The sequence below is a fragment of the Mesorhizobium sp. YIM 152430 genome, from assembly GCF_029210365.1.
Taxonomy (GTDB): domain Bacteria; phylum Pseudomonadota; class Alphaproteobacteria; order Rhizobiales; family Rhizobiaceae; genus Aliihoeflea.
On sequence record NZ_JARGES010000046.1, the window covers coordinates 62,333 to 80,881 of the forward strand.

The 18,549-nt window shown below is 63.9% G+C and carries 18 protein-coding genes; 15 read left to right on the forward strand and 3 right to left on the reverse strand.

All coding sequences use genetic code 11. From position 1 onward, the window contains the following. The first annotated feature begins 11 nt into the window (after nucleotides 1–11). The 7 genes from PZ895_RS15445 (at nucleotide 12) to PZ895_RS15475 (ending at nucleotide 8,081) form a co-directional block, all read left to right on the forward strand. Complete coding sequence (locus PZ895_RS15445) at nucleotides 12–2,057, forward strand: NADH:flavin oxidoreductase (RefSeq protein WP_275839890.1); 2,046 nt, start codon at nucleotides 12–14, stop codon at nucleotides 2,055–2,057. Between the two features lie 90 nt (nucleotides 2,058–2,147). After that, nucleotides 2,148–3,356, forward strand: a complete 1,209-nt coding sequence (locus PZ895_RS15450; RefSeq protein ID WP_275839891.1) for an acyl-CoA dehydrogenase — start codon at nucleotides 2,148–2,150, stop codon at nucleotides 3,354–3,356. A gap of 84 nt (nucleotides 3,357–3,440) precedes the next feature. After that, complete coding sequence (locus PZ895_RS15455; protein ID WP_275839892.1) at nucleotides 3,441–4,265, forward strand: transporter substrate-binding domain-containing protein; 825 nt, start codon at nucleotides 3,441–3,443, stop codon at nucleotides 4,263–4,265. After that, nucleotides 4,265–5,305, forward strand: coding sequence for an amino acid ABC transporter permease (locus PZ895_RS15460; protein WP_275839893.1), 1,041 nt, complete (start codon nucleotides 4,265–4,267; stop codon nucleotides 5,303–5,305). The genes PZ895_RS15455 and PZ895_RS15460 overlap by 1 nt, the downstream gene beginning before the upstream one ends. A gap of 40 nt (nucleotides 5,306–5,345) precedes the next feature. Further along, nucleotides 5,346–6,530, forward strand: coding sequence for a glycine C-acetyltransferase (locus PZ895_RS15465; protein WP_275839894.1), 1,185 nt, complete (start codon nucleotides 5,346–5,348; stop codon nucleotides 6,528–6,530). Continuing rightward, nucleotides 6,530–7,564 carry an L-threonine 3-dehydrogenase gene (gene tdh, locus PZ895_RS15470; RefSeq protein WP_275839895.1) on the forward strand — a complete coding sequence of 345 codons (1,035 nt, stop codon included), beginning with the start codon at nucleotides 6,530–6,532 and terminating at the stop codon, nucleotides 7,562–7,564. The genes PZ895_RS15465 and tdh overlap by 1 nt, the downstream gene beginning before the upstream one ends. Nucleotides 7,565–7,577: 13 nt before the next feature. Beyond that, nucleotides 7,578–8,081, forward strand: coding sequence for an HPP family protein (locus tag PZ895_RS15475; RefSeq protein WP_275839896.1), 504 nt, complete (start codon nucleotides 7,578–7,580; stop codon nucleotides 8,079–8,081). A gap of 3 nt (nucleotides 8,082–8,084) precedes the next feature. On the opposite strand, the gene PZ895_RS15480 is transcribed toward PZ895_RS15475, so the two are convergent. Both PZ895_RS15480 and PZ895_RS15485 read right to left on the reverse strand, forming a co-directional pair. Then, a complete protein-coding gene (locus tag PZ895_RS15480; RefSeq protein ID WP_275839897.1) occupies nucleotides 8,085–8,486 on the reverse strand; it encodes a type II toxin-antitoxin system VapC family toxin in 402 nt (133 codons plus the stop codon). Between the two features lie 294 nt (nucleotides 8,487–8,780). Continuing rightward, nucleotides 8,781–9,212 (reverse strand): MarR family transcriptional regulator, encoded by a 432-nt coding sequence (locus PZ895_RS15485; RefSeq protein ID WP_275839898.1) that lies wholly within the window; start codon nucleotides 9,210–9,212, stop codon nucleotides 8,781–8,783. Between the two features lie 86 nt (nucleotides 9,213–9,298). On the opposite strand from PZ895_RS15485, the gene hmgA reads away from it, so the two are divergent. The 6 genes from hmgA to PZ895_RS15515 all read left to right on the forward strand — a co-directional run bounded on the left by hmgA (nucleotide 9,299) and on the right by PZ895_RS15515 (nucleotide 15,310). After that, a complete protein-coding gene (gene hmgA / locus PZ895_RS15490) occupies nucleotides 9,299–10,657 on the forward strand; it encodes a homogentisate 1,2-dioxygenase (protein WP_275840077.1) in 1,359 nt (452 codons plus the stop codon). A gap of 204 nt (nucleotides 10,658–10,861) precedes the next feature. Beyond that, nucleotides 10,862–11,884 (forward strand): fumarylacetoacetate hydrolase family protein, encoded by a 1,023-nt coding sequence (locus PZ895_RS15495; protein WP_275839899.1) that lies wholly within the window; start codon nucleotides 10,862–10,864, stop codon nucleotides 11,882–11,884. A 165-nt stretch (nucleotides 11,885–12,049) separates the two neighbouring features. Further along, entirely contained in the window at nucleotides 12,050–13,000 is a 951-nt protein-coding gene (locus PZ895_RS15500; protein ID WP_275839900.1) for an MBL fold metallo-hydrolase, read from the forward strand. Beyond that, a complete protein-coding gene (locus PZ895_RS15505) occupies nucleotides 13,000–13,539 on the forward strand; it encodes a DinB family protein (RefSeq protein ID WP_275839901.1) in 540 nt (179 codons plus the stop codon). The genes PZ895_RS15500 and PZ895_RS15505 overlap by 1 nt, the downstream gene beginning before the upstream one ends. Then, complete coding sequence (locus PZ895_RS15510) at nucleotides 13,539–15,125, forward strand: FAD-dependent oxidoreductase (protein WP_275839902.1); 1,587 nt, start codon at nucleotides 13,539–13,541, stop codon at nucleotides 15,123–15,125. Before PZ895_RS15505 ends, PZ895_RS15510 begins: the two co-directional genes overlap by 1 nt. Continuing rightward, nucleotides 15,122–15,310 (forward strand): DUF2783 domain-containing protein, encoded by a 189-nt coding sequence (locus PZ895_RS15515; protein WP_275839903.1) that lies wholly within the window; start codon nucleotides 15,122–15,124, stop codon nucleotides 15,308–15,310. The genes PZ895_RS15510 and PZ895_RS15515 overlap by 4 nt, the downstream gene beginning before the upstream one ends. A gap of 156 nt (nucleotides 15,311–15,466) precedes the next feature. Here PZ895_RS15515 and hppD read toward each other — a convergent pair whose 3' ends face one another. Further along, entirely contained in the window at nucleotides 15,467–16,579 is a 1,113-nt protein-coding gene (hppD, locus tag PZ895_RS15520) for a 4-hydroxyphenylpyruvate dioxygenase (RefSeq protein ID WP_275839904.1), read from the reverse strand. A 100-nt stretch (nucleotides 16,580–16,679) separates the two neighbouring features. Here hppD and PZ895_RS15525 point away from each other — a divergent pair, with 100 nt between their 5' ends. Together PZ895_RS15525 and PZ895_RS15530 are read left to right on the forward strand one after the other, a co-directional pair. Beyond that, nucleotides 16,680–17,165: an Lrp/AsnC family transcriptional regulator gene (locus tag PZ895_RS15525; protein ID WP_275839905.1), complete on the forward strand. Its 486-nt coding sequence runs from the start codon at nucleotides 16,680–16,682 to the stop codon at nucleotides 17,163–17,165. A 126-nt stretch (nucleotides 17,166–17,291) separates the two neighbouring features. Then, a complete protein-coding gene (locus PZ895_RS15530) occupies nucleotides 17,292–18,335 on the forward strand; it encodes a TRAP transporter substrate-binding protein (RefSeq protein ID WP_275840078.1) in 1,044 nt (347 codons plus the stop codon). Nucleotides 18,336–18,549 lie beyond the last annotated feature (214 nt).

The following is an 18,549-nucleotide window of genomic DNA, read 5'->3' on the forward strand; positions in this document are numbered from 1 at the left end:
AGAGAGACCCGATGTCGAACGATCCGCTGCTCCAGCCTTTTCGTCTCAAGCATCTGACCTTGAAGAACCGGGTGATGTCGACGGCGCACGAGCCGGCCTATTCGGAAGACGGGATGCCGAAGGAGCGCTACCGGCTCTACCATGCGGAAAAGGCCAAGGGCGGGATGGCGCTGACGATGACGGCGGGTTCCGCGCTGGTCAGCAGGGACAGTCCGGCCGCCTTCGGCAATCTGGAAGCCTATCGCGACGAGATCGTGCCGTGGATGCGCGAACTGGCGGATGCCTGCCACGCACATGACTGCAAGGTCATGATCCAGTTGACGCATCTGGGCCGCCGGACGGGCTGGAACCGGGCCGACTGGCTGCCGGTCCTGTCGGCCTCGCCGGTGCGCGAGGCGGCGCATCGGGCCTTTCCGAAGGAGGCGGAGGACTGGGACATCGAGCGCATCGTCGCCGATTATGCCTCGGCGGCGCAGCGCATGAAGGAAGCCGGGCTCGACGGCATCGAGTTCGAGGCCTACGGCCATCTGATGGACGCGTTCTGGTCGCCGGCGACCAACCGGCGCGAGGATGCCTATGGCGGCTCGCTGGAAAACCGGATGCGGTTTTCGATGCGGGTGCTCGACGCGGTGCGCGAGGCGGTCGGGCCGGATTTCATCGTCGGCATCCGCATGGTGGCCGACGAGGACATGGAGACGGGGCTTTCCCGCGCGGAGGGCGTCGAGATCGCGCAGATGCTGGCGCGCTCGGGCAAGGTCGATTTTCTCAACATCATCCGCGGCCATATCGATACCGATGCGGGCCTGACCGAGGTCATCCCGGTGACGGGGATGCGCTCGGCGCCGCATCTCGATTTCGCAGGCGAGGTGCGCGCGGCGACCAAATTCCCGGTCTTTCACGCGGCGCGGATTTCCGATGTCGCGACCGCGCGCCATGCGATCGCGGAAGGCAAGCTCGACATGGTCGGCATGACGCGCGCGCACATCGCCGAGCCGCATATCGTGGCGAAAGTGAAGGCCGGCGCGGAGCACCGCATCCGCCCCTGCGTCGGCGCGACCTACTGCCTCGACCGAATCTACGAGGGCGGCGGCGCGCTGTGCATCCACAATGCGGCGACCGGCCGCGAGGCGCAGATCCCGCATGTCGTCGCGCGGACGGACGGCGCACTGAAGCATGTCGTCGTGGTCGGCGCGGGGCCGGCCGGGCTGGAGGCGGCGCGCGTCGCGGCCGAGCGCGGACACAAGGTCACGATACTGGAAGCCTCATCGAAAGCAGGGGGCCAGATCGGGCTTGCGGTTCAGAACCCGCGTCGCAGGGAACTCGTCGGCATCGTCGACTGGCGGCTTTCCGAACTCGACCATCTCGGCGTGACGATCCGCTACAATTGCTGGGCGGAAGAAGCCGACGTGCTGGCGCTTGAGCCCGATGTGGTGGTGATCGCGACCGGCGGCCTGCCGCAGAATCCGCCACTCGATGCGGGCAACGAACTGGTCGTGTCGAGCTGGGACATCCTGTCCGGCGCGGCGAAGCCGGCCGAGAACGTGCTTCTTTTCGACGACAATGGCGGGCATCAGGGCATGTCGGCGGCCGAGATGATCGCCAATGCGGGGGCCAGGCTCGAACTCGTCTCGCCCGAACGGCTCTTCGCGCCGGAAATGGGCGGCATGAACCACGCGCCCTACATGCGCGCCTTTCACGAGCGCCATGTGCGGGTGACGATCAATACGCGGCTTGTGGCCGTCAGGCGCGAGGGGAATGCGCTGGTCGCGACGCTCGGCTCGGACTATGCGAAGGGCTTTTCGCAGGAGCGGCGCGTCGATCAGGTCGTGGTCGAACACGGCACATTGGCCAATGACGAACTCTATCATGCGTTGAAAGCGCAGTCGCGCAATGGCGGCGCTGTGGATTACGGCAGCCTGGCCGATGGAACGGGCAATCTCTTTCCCCAAATCAATGCGGATGGCCGGTTCGATCTCCTGCGGATTGGCGATGCGGTCGCGGCGCGCAACATCCATGCCGCGATCTATGATGGAATCCGCTACGCCATCCGGTTGTAATCGGTCTTGCGGATGCGGCAGAAAAATTGTTTCGCCGCCCGTTCAATGGTTCTAAGTTGCCCGCCAAGAACCAACCAGACCGGTGAGATTATGAATATCGAAGTTCGAGCCAAGGACACGTCTGCGGCTTTCGCGTGGAACGATCCTTTCCTGATCGACGATCAGTTGACCGAAGACGAGCGGATGATCCGCGACACGGCGGCCGCCTTTGCCGCAGACAAGCTCGCGCCGCGCGTGCAGGAGGCGTATCTGGAGGAAAAGACCGACCCCGCGATCTTCCGCGAGATGGGCGAATCAGGTCTCCTGGGCGTCACGATCCCCGAGGAATATGGCGGCGTCGGCGCCGGCTACGTGGCCTATGGCCTCGTCGCGCGCGAGGTCGAGCGCATCGATTCGGGCTACCGCTCGATGATGAGCGTTCAGTCCTCGCTCGTCATGCACCCGATCTATGCCTATGGCTCGGAAGAGCAGCGCAAGAAATACCTGCCCAAGCTTGCCTCGGGCGAATGGATCGGCTGCTTCGGCCTGACCGAGCCGGATGCCGGATCCGATCCGAACGGCATGAAGACGCGCGCGGTGAAGACCGCCGACGGCTATCGCCTGTCGGGCTCCAAGATGTGGATTTCCAACTCGCCGATCGCCGACGTCTTCGTCGTCTGGGCGAAGTCGGAAGCGCATGACAACAAGATCCGCGGCTTCGTGCTCGAAAAGGGCATGAAGGGCCTTTCCGCGCCGAAGATCGGCGGCAAGCTGTCGCTGCGCGCGTCGATCACCGGCGAAATCGTCATGGACGGCGTCGAGGTCGGCGAGGACGCCCTGCTGCCGAACATTTCGGGCCTCTCCGGCCCGTTCGGCTGCCTCAACCGCGCCCGCTACGGCATTTCCTGGGGGGCGATGGGCGCCGCCGAGGATTGCTGGTTCCGCGCCCGGCAATACGGTCTCGACCGCAAGCAGTTCGGCAAGCCGCTCGCCGGCACGCAGCTTTTCCAGAAGAAGCTCGCCGACATGCAGACCGAGATCGCGCTCGGGCTTCAGGGGAGCTTGCGCGTCGGCCGGCTGATGGACGAGCACAAGTTCGCGCCCGAGATGATCTCGATCGTCAAGCGCAACAATTGCGGCAAGGCGCTCGACATCGCTCGCCAGGCCCGCGACATGCACGGCGGCAACGGCATCCAGGTCGAGTACCATGTGATGCGCCATGCGCAGAACCTCGAAACCGTGAACACCTATGAGGGCACGCATGACGTTCATGCGCTGATCCTCGGGCGCGCGCAGACGGGTCTCCAGGCGTTCTTCTAGGCGACGCCGGAAAGTGGGGATCGGGCGCCGCGGCGCCCGATTTCACAAGATGAAACATCGGAAAAGAAAAAAGGAGAACACTCTATGGGAATGGGAAAAATTGCAGCCTTGACGACGGTTCTGGCGATGCTCGGCTCCCCGGTGATCGCCGGCGAGACGCTTGACCGGGTGACGTCGGCTGGCAAGCTCGTCATGTCGAGCGATCCCGAATATCCGCCGCAGTCCTTCCTCAACGACGCCAATGAGATGGACGGGTTCGACATCGATGTCGGCAAGGCGATCGCCGAGAAGATGGGCGTCGAGCTGGAAATCGTCACGCCCTCTTGGGAAGTGATCACGGCGGGTAGCTGGGCCGGGCGCTGGGACATGTCCGTCGGTTCGATGACGCCGACCACCGCCCGCGCGCAGGTGCTCGATTTCCCGGCGATCTACTACTACACGCCTGCCGCCTTCGCGGTTCACACGGATTCGGACATCCAGTCGATCGACGAACTGAACGACAAGGTCATCGGCTCGTGCGGCGGCTGCACCTATGACGCCTATCTCAACCGCGAACTGGTGATCGATGCCGAGGGCGTGCCCGAGTTCGAATATCAGGTGACCGCGGCCGAAATCCGCACCTACGAGACAGACACCAACGCATTCGACGATCTGCGCCTCGGCGACGGCGTGCGCATCGACGCGGTGTTCTCGGCATTGCCGACCATCCAGGAGGCGATCAACAACGGCTATCCGCTGCGCATCGTCGGCGAGCCTGCCTTCTACGAGCCGCTCTCCGTCGCGACCGACAAGGGCGACGAGGAGTTCAACGCGCGTATCGCCGAGATCGTCGCCGAACTGCACGAGGACGGCACGCTCTCCGAATTGTCGGAGAAGTGGTACGGGGTTGACCTGACGACCGTCGAGTAATGTCGGCAACCGATACGATGAACGACGAGCCGGCTCTTCCAGCGGAGAGCTGGCTTGCTCGCGCGCGCCCGTCGCGGATCGAGGCGGGGATCGTTTTCCTGATCGTCGTGGTCCTCGTGTGGATGGGGCTTGGCGGCACGCGTGCCGGCGGCCTCGTCGCGCCGCTGCTCGGCGGGGCGACGGGCGAGGGGCAGGAGGTCGGCTTCGGCCTTCACCTGGCCACCGGCATCCTGCTCGGCGGCGCGATCTGGGCCAATCTGATCCTGCTGCGGCTTGTCCCGTTCAAGGTCCAGGTGCTGATCGTCTGGGTCGAACTCGTCCTGCTCTTCGCGCTCTTCGTCACCAGTTTCGACCGCAATCTCGGCGTCTGGTTCGCACCCACGCGCGACGGCGGAACGAACCTGTCCTACATGATCACGACGGGCGCGGTGACGACGCTCTACGTCTCGCTGATCTCGATCGTCATCGCCTCTGTCATCGCGCTGGTCGCCGCGCTCGGCAAATTGTCGAAGTCGGGGCCGGCCTATGCGATCGCCACCTTCTACATCTCCTTTTTCCGCGGCACGCCGCTGCTCTTGCAGGTCTATCTGATCTATCTCGGCCTGCCGCAACTGGGGCCGCAATTCGCCCTTTCGGCCGTGCCGTCGGGCATTATCGCGCTCTCCTTGTGTTATGGCGCCTATCTGGCGGAAATCTTCCGCGCCGGCATCATCGGCGTGGCGCATGGCCAGCACGATGCGGCCAAGGCGCTGGGCTTCACCGAACGCCAGACTTTCCGGCTGATCATCTTTCCGCAGGCGATGCGGCTGATCGTGCCGCCGACCGGCAACCAGTTCATCGCCATGCTGAAGGATTCCTCGCTCGTCTCGGTGATGGGCGTGTGGGAACTGACGCGCACCGCGCAAATCATCGGCCGCCGCGACTTCACCGTGTTCGAGATGCTGATCGCCGCCGCGCTGATCTACTGGGCGATGTCGATCTGCTTCGAACTGATCCAGTCGCGGATCGAAAGGCATTACGGCAAGGGGCATGTGAGGTAGGGGTGTGGCGTTTGCCGGATCAAGCGCGTAGGAGACGCCGATGACAAACACCTTCCTGACCCACCTCTCGACCGAACTCGACGGCCTCAAGTCCCAGGGGCTCTACAAGTCCGAGCGCGTCATCTCCTCGATGCAGTCGGCGGAAATCACCGCCGACGGGCGCGAGGTGCTGAACTTCTGCGCCAACAACTATCTCGGCCTCGCCGACAATGCCGAACTGCGGGAGGTGGCCAAGCAAGCGCTCGACCGCTACGGCTACGGCATGGCCTCCGTGCGTTTCATCTGCGGCACGCAGGAAGAGCACAAGGCGCTGGAAGCGCGCATCTCGTCCTTTCTCGGCTTCGAGGACACGATCCTTTACGGCTCCTGCTTCGATGCCAATGCGGGCCTGTTCGAGACGCTCCTGTCGGACGAGGACGCCATCATCTCCGACGCGCTCAACCATGCCTCGATCATTGACGGGGTGCGGCTGTCGAAGGCGAAGCGCTACCGCTACGCCAACAACGACATGGGCGAACTGGAAGCGCGGCTGAAGGAGGCGGCGGACGCGCGGTTCCGGCTGATCGCGACGGACGGCGTGTTCTCCATGGACGGCATCATCGCCAACCTTCAGGGCGTCTGCGACCTTGCCGAAAAATACGACGCGATGGTGATGGTCGACGACAGCCATGCGGTCGGTTTCGTCGGCGAACATGGCCGCGGATCGATCGAGCATTGCGGCGTCGAGGGCCGGGTAGACATCGTCACCGGCACGCTCGGCAAGGCGCTCGGCGGCGCGTCGGGCGGCTACACGTCGGCCAGGCGCGAGATCGTCGACTGGCTGCGCCAGCGCTCGCGACCCTATCTCTTTTCCAACACGCTGGCGCCGGTGATCGCCGCGACCTCGCTCAAGGTCTTCGACATGGTCGAGAACGGCGACGCGCTGCGCCGGCACCTGAACGACAATGCCGCACGGTTCAGGGCGGGCATGGAAAAGGCCGGTTTCACGCTCGCCGGCGCCGACCACGCGATCATCCCCGTCATGCTCGGCGACGCGCAGGTGGCCAAGGACATGGCCGACCGGCTGATGGACCACGGCATTTATGTGATCGGCTTCTCGTTTCCGGTCGTGCCTAAGGGCCAGGCGCGGATCAGGACGCAGATGTCGGCGGCGCACTCGGCCGAGGATGTTGACCGGGCGGTGGCGGCGTTCGCGGCGGTGGGCAAAGAGATGGGAGTGGTTTGATGTCCAACATGATGCGCGCCCTCGTCAAGGCGCGAGCCGAGCCCGGCATCTGGATGGAAGAGGTGCCGCTGCCTGAAGTCGGGCCGAACGACATCCTGATCAAGGTGAAGAAGTCGGCGATCTGCGGCACCGACGTCCACATCTTCAACTGGGATCAGTGGGCGCAGAAGACCGTGCCGGTGCCGATGGTGACAGGACACGAATTCGTCGGCGAGGTCGCCGATTTCGGCGCGGCGGTCACCGAATACAAGGTCGGCCAGCGCGTCTCGGGCGAGGGGCATATCGTGTGCGGCCATTGCCGCAACTGCCGCGCCGGGCGCGGGCATCTGTGCCGCAACACGCTCGGCGTCGGCGTCAACCGGCCGGGCTCCTTCGCGGAATATCTGGTGCTGCCCAAGCACAATGTCGTGCCGATTCCCGACGACGTGCCGGACGAGATCGCCGCGATCTTCGACCCGCTCGGCAATGCCGTCCACACCGCGCTCTCCTTCGATCTGGTGGGCGAGGACGTGCTGGTGACGGGGGCGGGGCCGATCGGCATCATGGGCGCGCTGGTCGCACAGGCGGTCGGCGCGCGGAAGGTCGTGATCACCGATATCAACCCGGTGCGTCTCGACCTCGCTCGCAGGATGAAGATCCACCACGTCGTCGACGCGTCGAAGGAAAATCTGCGCGACGTGATGCGCGAGGAGGGCATGACGGAAGGGTTCGACGTCGGGCTCGAAATGTCGGGCTCGGCGGCGGCGTTCCGCGACATGATCGACACGATGAACAATGGCGGCAAGATCGCCATTCTGGGCATCGCGCCGACCGGCTTCGAGATCGACTGGAACAAGGTTATCTTCAAGATGCTGACGCTGAAGGGCATCTACGGCCGCGAGATGTTCGAGACCTGGTACAAGATGATTGCGCTGGTGCAGGGGCCGCTCGACGTGTCGGGCCTGATCACCCACCGCATCGGCATCGACGACTATCGTGAAGGCTTCGACGCGATGCGCTCGGGCAATTCCGGCAAGGTCGTTATGGACTGGTGAGGGTGGTCAGGCGATGCGGCGGATTGTGCGGATATTGCTGACGCGGCACGAGCCGCCCGTCGATGCCGGCTCCAACATCAAGGCCGGCATCGGCGCGGCGCTTGGCATGGCCTTCGTCGGCTACATGGCGATGGCGACCGGCCTGCCGCTGCTGCTCGCGCCGCTGGGCGCGACGGCCGGATTGCTGTTCGGCCAGCCCTCCAGTCCCCTGTCGCAACCGGTCAACATCATGGGCGGCTATCTGATCGGAACGATCGTCTGCGAGGCGGCTTTCCTCGCCTTTCCCGGCGATTGGCTGGCGGCGGCCGTCGCGGTGGGCGTCACCATCGTCCTGATGCGCGGCCTGCGCGTCACGCACTCCCCCGCCGCCGCGCTGCCGATTCTCGGCTTCGGCCGCGGCCTCCACGGCATCGAACTCTTCATGGTGATCCTGATCGGCTGCCTGGTGCTCATCGCGCTTGCGATGGTTATCCACAACATCCCGCCCAAGCGCGAATATCCGCACCGGGTGGAGTGAGGCTCACGATATCAAGTCGACACCTTCTGCTATCGTCGCTGCCGCAAGCTTGGCGTCAAGCGTCGCGAGCGGGAGCGACAAGCGTAACGCAAGTTCAAGGTATGCAGCATCGTAAGCGGTCAGCGAGCGGCGGCGTGCCAAGTCCAAAATGGCGCTGTGGTCGGGATCGTCTGCTACCAGTGGATTGATGGCCTTAACGAGTTTGATGGCGCGGTCGGTCTCGACAATTGTCAGTCGATTGCGCTTCTGGTTCATCAGGAACACGTTTTTCAGTTCATGCCAGAAGAGCGTGGGAACGATCATTTCACCATTGGCGACAAGCGTCAGAGCGCGCAACGCGGCGGGCGAATTCTCATCCGGTATACCCCAACTCGCAGCTACTGAACTGTCGATGACGGCCGACACTTAGCGCCGTCCCTCGTCACGCGCGGACAAGATGTCATCTACCGTAAGTCCAGTCTTTCGGCTTAGACGTTTCATCTCCAGGATCGCTTCGATGGCACGCTCGCGGTCAAGACGCGATGTCGGAGGTTCGAGGCGTGCGATCGTTTTGCCGTGGCGGGTGATCGCAATCGTTTCCCCGCGTTCGACATCTCCAAGTATTCCTGACACGTTCGCCTTGAGCTCAGTCGCAGAGACAGTTTTCATCTTAATTGTCCATTTTGACCGGTCAAAATGTACACTTTCTGCGGCGAGAATTCAATCCCCGCCCGCGCGTTCCAGCGCGGCAAGGCCGCGCAGGACGGCTTCGCGGTCGGCGGGCGACATGTTGGCGAGGAGGTTTTCCTCGAAGGACTTGGCGAAGGGCACGAGCTCGCGATAGGCGGCGTGGCCAGCCTTCGTCAGGGTCAGATGCTCGACGCGGCGGTCTTCCTCGCTCGGAGACCGTTTCAGCCACAGCCGCTTTTCGAGCGCCGAGACGGCGCGTGACACCTTGGTCTTGTGCATCGCCGAATGCTGCCCGACCGCGGTCGCGGTCATCGTCCCGTATTGGCCGAGCGCCGCGAGCAGCCGCCATTCGGGGCGGGTGAGGCCGTAGCGATCGCGGTAGATCTTCGCGAAATCGCGGCTGATGACATCCGCCAGCCGGTTCAGGCGATAGGGGAGGAAGCGTTCGAGTTCGAGCGTCATCGGCACAGTTGATGGTTACATTTTCAATGGTTACGAATGCAACGAAATTCACGGAACGTCAAATCCGGGAGGTCGCCATGAACGAGATGATGAAGGGGCTCGGCCACACGTCGCCGGCCAGGAAGCCGAAGGCCCGCTTCGACTACATGCCGGGCTTCGGCAACGATTTCGAAACCGAAAGCCTGGCCGGCGCGCTGCCGCAGGGCATGAACTCGCCGCAGCGTCCTGCCTACGGGCTCTATGCCGAGCAATTGTCCGGCTCGCCCTTCACCGCGCCGCGCGGCACCAACGAGCGCTCCTGGCTCTATCGCATCCGCCCGTCCGTCAAGCATCATCGTCGTTTCAAGCCGTTCGATCTGCCGCTGTGGCTCTCTGCGCCATCGAAGGGCGAGCATGAACTGCCGCTCGGCCAGTTCCGCTGGAGCCCGGTGCCGATCCCGGCGGAAAAGACCGATTTCATCTCGGGGATGCGCACCATGACGCTGGCCGGCGACGTGCTCGGCCAGGCCGGCATGGCGGCGCATGTCTATGTCGCCAATGCCGACATGGTGGACGACCACTTCTTCAACGCTGACGGCGAGATGCTGGTGGTGCCGCAGGAGGGCGGCGTGCGCTTTTTGACCGAGATGGGCGCGATCGAGGTCGAGCCTGGCGAAATCTGCATCCTGCCGCGCGGCCTGACCTTCAAGGTCGAGCTGATGGGAAAGACCGCGCGCGGCTATATGTGCGAAAACTACGGCGCCAAGTTCACGCTGCCCGATCGCGGCCCGATCGGGGCCAACTGCCTCGCCAATCCGCGCGATTTCAAGACGCCGGTCGCCTGGTACGAGGACAAGGAGACGCCCTGCCGCATCGTCGTCAAATGGTGCGGCCAGTTCCACGTCACCGAGATCGGCCATTCGCCGCTCGACGTCGTCGCCTGGCACGGCAATTACGCGCCCTACAAATACGATCTGTCGACCTTCTCGCCGGTCGGCGCGATCCTGTTCGACCATCCCGACCCGTCGATCTTCACCGTGCTGACGGCACCGAGCGGCGAGGAGGGGACGGCGAATATCGATTTCGTCATCTTCCCGCCGCGCTGGATGGTGGCCGAGAACACGTTCCGCCCACCCTGGTATCACCGCAACATCATGTCCGAGTTCATGGGCCTGATCCGCGGCCAGTACGACGCCAAGGAGGAGGGGTTCGTGCCCGGCGGCATGAGCCTTCACAACATGATGCTGGCGCATGGGCCGGATGCGGGCGGCTTCGAGAAGGCATCGCGCGCGGAGCTGAAGGCCGTGAAGCTGGAAAACACCATGGCTTTCATGTTCGAGACGCGCTTTCCGCAACTCGTCACGAAATACGGGCTCGGACTGGAGACCTTGCAGGACGACTACATCGACTGCTGGAGCGACCTGAAGAAGCGCTTCAACGGCACCATAGAAGGCGACTGGAGTTAAGGCGCACCGGCTGCAATGATGGCGTGCGTCCTTCGAGGCTCGCCGAACAGGCTCGCACCTCAGGATGAGGGAAGTCGCGGATCGCACCGGTGACGAGGCGGGTTCGAGAACCAACGGTCCTCATCCTGAGGTGCGAGCGAAGCGAGCCTCGAAGGGCGCACGACAACAATCGAGCCCATATCGGGCCAAGGGGATGGAGACCGCATGAAACTTGCCACGCTGAAGAACGGCACGCGCGACGGAAAACTGGTGCTCGTGTCGCGAGACCTGACGCGCTCGACGGATGCGTCCTTCCTCGCCACGACCTTGCAGGCTGCGCTCGACGACTGGCGCCGCATCGCCCCCCATCTGGAGGCGCTGGCCGAAAGCCTCGAACATGGCGCGGTGCCGACCGAGCGCTTCCACGAACATGATGCGATGTCGCCGCTGCCGCGCGCCTTTCAGTGGGCGGACGGCTCGGCCTATGTCAACCACGTCGAACTCGTGCGAAAGGCGCGCAATGCCGAGATGCCGGACACCTTCTGGACCGACCCGCTGATGTATCAGGGCGGCTCGGATGCGTTTCTGGGGCCGCGCGATCCGATCGTCATGGCCGACGAAGCCTATGGCATCGACATGGAAGGCGAGATCGCGATCATCGTCGACGACGTTCCGATGGGCGCCAGCCTCGACCAGGCGCGCGAGGCGATCCGGCTGGTCATGCTGGTCAACGACGTTTCGCTGCGCGGCCTGATTCCGGCCGAACTCGGCAAGGGCTTCGGCTTCTTCCAGTCCAAGCCCTCCTCGGCCTTCTCGCCGGTCGCGGTGACGCCCGACGAACTCGGCGACGCCTGGGACGGCGGCAAGCTCTCGCTGCCGCTGATGGTCGACTACAACGGCAAGCCGTTCGGGCGGGCGAATGCCGGAATCGACATGACGTTCGACTTCCCCACCCTCATCGCCCATGCGGCGAAGACGCGCCCGCTTTGCGCCGGCTCGATCATCGGCTCGGGCACGGTGTCGAACAAGCTGGATGGCGGGCCGGGCAGGCCGGTCGATGCCGGCGGCGTCGGCTATTCCTGCATCGCCGAAATCCGCACCATCGAAACGATCGAAACCGGCAAGGCGACGACGCCTTTCATGCGCTTCGGCGACACGGTGAGGATCGAGATGAAGGACAAGGCCGGCCATTCGATCTTCGGCGCGATCGAGCAGGTGGTGGAGAAGTATTCGCCGGAGAACGATTGAGCACGCGGCGTCATCCCGGAACGGGCCGAGCGCAGCGAGCGACCGTATCCGGGACCCTTTCCGTGGACTGGCAAGAAAACGGAATGGGTTCCGGCTCTTCGCCGCGCTTCGCGCGGCTTCGGTCGGAATGACGCGTAGATGACCAGAATTGCAACTGGAGCGCACATGACCAAGAACTTCGCATCCACCGGCGACATGGCCGAGAAGGCCGTCTCCTTCACCGAGATCGGCCGCGACCTGTGGGCCTTCACCGCCGAGGGCGATCCGAACACCGGCGTCATCATCGGCGACGATTCGGTCATGATCGTCGACGCGCAGGCGACGCCGCGACTGGCGGGAAAGGTCATCGAGAAGATCCGCACCGTCACCGACAAGCCGATCAAATATGTGACGCTGTCGCACTATCACGCCGTGCGGGTGCTCGGCGCGTCGGCCTATGGCGCGTCGGAAATCTTCATGTCGGAGAAGGCGCGTTCCATGGTGGTCGAGCGCGGGCAGGAGGACTGGGATTCCGAATTCGGCCGCTTCCCGCGCCTCTTCCAGGGTCATGAATCGATCCCCGGCCTGACCTGGCCGACCATGACCTTCAACGACCGGCTGACGGTCCACATGGGCAAGCGCCGTGTCGACCTGATGTTCCTCGGCCGCGCCCATACGGCGGGCGACATCGTCGCCTATGTGCCGGACGAGAACGTGATGTTCACAGGCGACATCGTCGAATACCACTCGGCCTGCTATTGCGGCGACGGGCATTTTTCCGACTGGCCGATGACGCTGGAGGAAATCCGCGCCTTCGACCTCGACGCCATCGCGCCCGGCCGCGGCGATGCGCTGGTGGGGGCCGCCATGGTCAACGACGCAATCGACAACACCGCCGATTTCGTCATGTCCACCTATCGTCCCATCGCGCGCGTGGCGCAGGGCGGCGGCTCGCTGAAGGAGGCGTGGGACGCCTGCCGCGAAGTCTGCGACCCCAAATTCGGCGACTACGCGATCTACGAGCACTGCCTGCCCTTCAACGTCGCCCGCGCCTATGACGAGGCGCTGGGAATCGACACGCCGCGCATCTGGACGGCCGAGCGTGACAAGGCGATGTGGGCGCAGTTGCAGGGGTGATGGCGGTGACGGACCTGCAACGACATTTCTCCGCCATGGCGCGCAACAATCGCTGGTCGAACCACGTCCTGCTGCGCGCCTGCGCCAAGCTCGACAGCGCGTCCTTCACGGCAACCCGCACCTCGTTTTTCCCCTCCATCGCCGCGACGCTTTCCCACAACCACTTCGTCGACCTCTACTACATCGACGCGCTGGAAGAGGGCGGCCGGGGCGAGCGGGTCTATGACGACGAGATTGTGTTCGCCCACGCATCCGACCTCGCGCCGCTGCAACAGGCGGCGGACGATCGGCTGATCGCGTTCTGCGACCGGCTGGCCGAAGCCGATATGGAGCGCGTCGTCGTCACGGATCGCGGCCGGAAGGGTCAATTCCCCGAGCGCATCTGCGACCTCCTCGCCCATCTTTTCCAGCACCAGATCCACCATCGCGGGCAGGCGCACGCGATGCTCGCCGGAACGGACGTCAAGCCGCCGCAGCTCGACGAGTTCTTCCTCGATTTCGAGCGCGATCCCGAGATCGGCCGCATGGGGCTCGCCTGATGCCGCGCTACCAGTACCAGCCGTTTGCCTATGTGAAACCGCCGGAGCTCTCCGGTAGAGCCGCCAGGCGCACCAAGATCGTCATTGTCGGCGCCGGGCCGGTGGGCCTCGCGGCTGCGATCGACTGCGCGCTGCACGGCATCGGATGCGTGGTGCTGGACGACAACGACGTCGTATCGCTGGGGAGCCGCGCGATCTGCTGGTCGAAGCGGACGCTGGAGATCATGGACCGGCTCGGGGTCGGGGAGCGCATGGTGGAAAAGGGCGTGACGTGGAAGGTCGGGCGGCTGTTCCACCGCGACCGCGAGGTCTGGAATTTCGACCTTCTGCCCGAGCCCGGCCACAAGATGCCGGCCTTCATCAATCTCCAGCAATATTACGTCGAGCAGTATCTCGTCGAGCGCGCGATGGAGTTTCCCGACCTGATCGACCTGCGCTGGAAGAACCGCGTCATTGGCGTCGAGCCATCCGATGACGGCGTTCGCGTTTCGGTCGAGACGCCGGACGGCATCTACGAGATCGATACCGACTGGTTGATCGCCTGCGACGGCGCGCGCTCTCCGGTGCGTTCGATGATGGGGCTGGATTTCGCCGGCCGTGTCTTCGAGGAGCGGTTCCTGATTGCGGACGTCGAGATGAAGGCGGATTTTCCGCCGGAGCGCTGGTTCTGGTTCGAGCCGCCCTTTCACAAGGGCCAGTCGGCGCTGTTGCACAAGCAGCCGGACGACATCTACCGCATCGACCTGCAACTCGGCTGGGATGCCGACCCGGAAATGGAGAAGCGGCCCGAAAACGTCATCCCGCGCATTGAGGCGATCGTCGGCCACCGCGATTTCACGCTCGACTGGGTTTCGGTCTACACCTTCCAGTGCCGCCGGCTGGATCGCTTCGTCCACGGCCGCGTGGTGTTCGCGGGCGACAGCGCGCACATCGTCTCGCCCTTCGGCGCGCGCGGCGGCAATGGCGGCATCCAGGACGTCGACAACCTCGTCTGGAAACTGGCGATGGTGGTGAAGGGCGAGGCGCCGGAAAGCCTGATCGCAACTTACGACGAAGAGCGCATTCACGGCGCCGACGACAACATTTTGAACTCCGCGCGCGCGACCGGCTTCATGACGCCGAAGAGCGAAATGGAGCGCACCTTCCGCGATGCCGTGCTGGACCTTGCCGGCGACCACGAATTCGCGCGCAGGCTGGTCAATTCCGGCCGCCTGTCGCGGCCCTGTTCGCTGGCGGGCCTGTCGCTGCAAGGAGCGGGTGAGGGCGTCGGGCAGGCGATGGCCGATGCGCCCCTTGAAGGTGGCTGGCTGCTCGACCATTTCGGCGGGCGGTTCGCGGTGATGGCGGTGGAGGCGGATGTGCCGGACGGTCTGCCGGCGGAGATCGACCGCATCCTCGTCACCACTGACTGGTCGCGGCGGGGTGACACAACGACGTTGATCGATGCCGAGGGGCTGGTCGCGAAGCGCTACGGTGCGGGCACGGTCTGGCTGGTCCGACCGGATCAGCATCTGGCCGCGCGCTTCGACAACCCATCGGCGGCAGAGATCGTCGCCGCATATGAGCAGGCGAGGGGGATGGCATGATCGATATCGGCAAGGACAGGCTGGGCACCGCCGGCGACGATTTCTACGCCGCGCTGATGGCCGCCCATGACGGCTTGAGCCTCGAGGAAAGCGCGCGGCTGAATGCGAGGCTGGTGTTGCTCTTGGCGAACGAGGTGGGCGATTTGGAGCGGGTGAAAAAGGTGATTGCAGCGGCGAAGGGGTAGTAGGCTCAAGTGTCATCCCGGCCGAAGTCGGGCGTAGCGAGACGGAGAGCCGGGACCTATTCCGTGAGGTAGATGTCACGGAATGGGTCCCGGATAGCCGCTCGTCGCCGCGCGACTTCCGGGATGACGCCTGTGCAGGAGAATGATGCCGCCGAACTACTCCGCCGCCTCGACCTTGATCACGCCACGCCGGATCTGGTCTTCCTCGATGCTCTCGAACAAGGCGCGGAAATTGCCTTCGCCAAAACCTTCGTCGCCTTTTCGCTGGATGAATTCGAAGAAGATCGGGCCGATGACGGTCTTGGAAAAAATCTGGAGCAGGATCTTGGTCGTTCCGCCGTCGACCACGCCTTCGCCGTCGATCAGGATGCCATGCTTCTTCATGCGGTCGATCGGCTCGTCATGGCCGGCGACGCGCTCGTGGCTTTTCTCGTAGTATGTTTCCGGCGGCTTCGGCATGAATTTCAGGCCGTTGGCGTCGAGCCTGTCGGTGGCGTCGTAGATGCCGTCCGTGCCGACCGCGATGTGCTGGATACCTTCGCCCTTGTATTTGCGCAGATATTCCTCGATCTGGCTCGTCTCGTCCTTGGATTCGTTGAGCGGAATGCGGATTTTCCCGCAAGGGCTGGTGATGGCCCGGCTCATCAGGCCGGTGATGCGGCCGTCGATGTTGAAGAAATGGATTTGCTTGAAGCCGAACAGGTCGCGGTAGAACGCCCACCACTTGTCCATGTTGCCGCGAAAGACGTTGTGGGTGAGGTGGTCAAGATAGTAGAAGCCGACGCCTTCGGGTTTCGGGTTCTTTTCGCCGATCCAGTCGAACTCGGCTTCATAGGCCGAGCCGCGCGCGCCATAGGTCTCGACGAAATAGAGGAGCGAGCCGCCGATGCCGATAATGGCCGGCACGTCGAGCGTCTTGTCCGTGCCTTCATAGGGCGTCGCGCCCTTGGAAACGGCATGGTCGAAGGCGTGCTTGGCATCGACCACGCGCCACGCCATGGAGGGCGCGCAGGGACCATGTTCGTCGACGAAGCGCATGGCGTGCGAACCGGGTTCGGCATTGACGACATAGTTGATGTCGCCCTGCCGCCAGACGTCGATTTTCTTCGTCCTGTGGGTCGCGACCTTGGCGTAGCCCATGCGGGTGAAGAGTTCGGCCAGCTTTTCGGGCTCTGGATGCGCGAACTCGACGAACTCGAACCCGTCCGTGCCGGCGGGGTTGGTGCGGGTGATCTCGGCGGGCGGCGCGTCGTGCGGGAAAGGACCCATTTCATCCTCCTGAAATTCGATGGCCCGATCCTACTATCGCCGCCGCGCAAGCGGCTTGCATTCTGATGCCCCGGCGCGGCATGTTGTGCGCGAAACGTGCATGGTGATGACAAATATGGGTGATGGTGAGCAGATCGACGGTTTTGACCGCAAGATACTCGCGCTCTTGCAGGAAGATGCGCGGCTGACGAACGGCGATCTTTCCGAGCGCGTGCATCTGTCCGCCTCGCAATGCTCGCGGCGGCGCCAGCGGCTGGAGGAGGCGGGCTTCATCAAGGGCTATCGCGCGACGCTCGATCGCGACCGGCTGGGGTTCCCGCTCGTCAATGTCATCTCGGTCACGCTCGCCACCCACAATAGGGACAATGCGCGCCGCTTTTCCGAACTTTTGGCGCGCCTGCCGCAGGTGCAGGAAGCCTATGCGCTGACCGGCGAGATGGACTATTTTCTGAAAGTCGTGACGCCGGACCTGAAATCGCTCGCCGAGTTCGTCAACGAGGTGCTGCTGCCGCACGAATCCGTGCAGCATGTGAAGACGGCGATCGTGCTCCAGACATTGAAGGAGACGGATGCGCTGCCGCTGTGATGTGTTACGAAAATTCCGCAGAACGGCTCTTTATTGTTACATAAATCCATGTAGGATCGCGCGTCGAGGATCGGCTAATATCGGGAGAACTGCCGGTCCGCATCATCAGGGAGGAAATCGATGCAGATGAAGAGTTTCAAGGCGGCGCTTGCCGCCGGCGTGCTGGCCTCGGCGACGTGGCTGGCCGGTTCGACGTCGGTGCTGGCGCAGGAGGTGACGCTGCGGCTGCACCACTTCCTGCCCGCACAGGCCACCGTGCCAATGCAAGTCCTCGACGTGTGGGCCGACAAGGTCGAGGCCGATTCCGGCGATCGCATCAAGATCGAACGCTACCCGGCCATGCAGCTTGGCGGTACGCCGCCGCAGCTTTACGATCAGGCGGCCGAGGGCACGGTCGACATCGTGTGGACTCTGCCCGGCAACACGCCTGGCCGCTTTCCGTCCGTCGAGGTCTTCGAACTTCCCTTCATGATGACCAATGCCGAGGCAACCTCGCGCGCCTATTGGGACGTCTTCGACAAGCATCTGCGCGATACCGAATTCGCCGACACGCACATTCTGGCGACCTGGGTTCATGGTCCGGGCATCCTGCACACCAAGGAGCCGGTCGAGTCCATGGAGGATCTTGCCGGCATGAAGGTGCGCGCCCCGACCCGTGTCATCAACTCTCTTCTGGGCGAACTCGGCGCGACGCCGATCGGAATGCCGATCCCGCAGGTTCCCGAATCGCTCTCGAAGGGCGTCATCGACGGTGCGGTGGTGCCCTGGGAGGTGACGACCGCGCTGCGCGTGCCGGAACTCGTCAAGAACCACACCGAGTTCGGCGGCGACCACGCGCTTTATACGACGACCTTCGTGCTGGCCATGAACAAGGCCAAATATGACAGCCTGCCGGACGATCTGAAGGCGGTCATCGACGAGAACTCGGGGGCCGAACTCTCCGCCTTCGCCGGCCGGACCCAGCAGGAATACGACGCACCGGGCCGAAAGCTCGCTGTCGAGGCGTCCAACAACATCATCGAACTGTCGGATGAGGAAACGGCGAAGTGGCAGGAGGCCGCACAGCCGGTCATCGACAACTGGGTGGCCGAGATGGACGGCAGGGGGCTCGAGGGCCAGGAACTGCTCGACGAGGCGCGCGGGCTGATCGAGCAATACACCAGCCAGTAGCTGGAAAATGAGGGCGGAACTGCGGTTTCCGCCCGCCCCATCTTCCTTTTTCGTGCGCGCGGGTGCAGGCTTTCGCGCATGGTGCCGCGTCGCGCGGGCATCTTGATTGCCAACGTTATGTCCTATAACAATTTGCGCCGAGGAGTCGATTGCTCCGGGAGAAACGCGGCTGTAGCGTTGCTGCCGTGGAGCGATGTGTTTCGAGGGAGGAGAG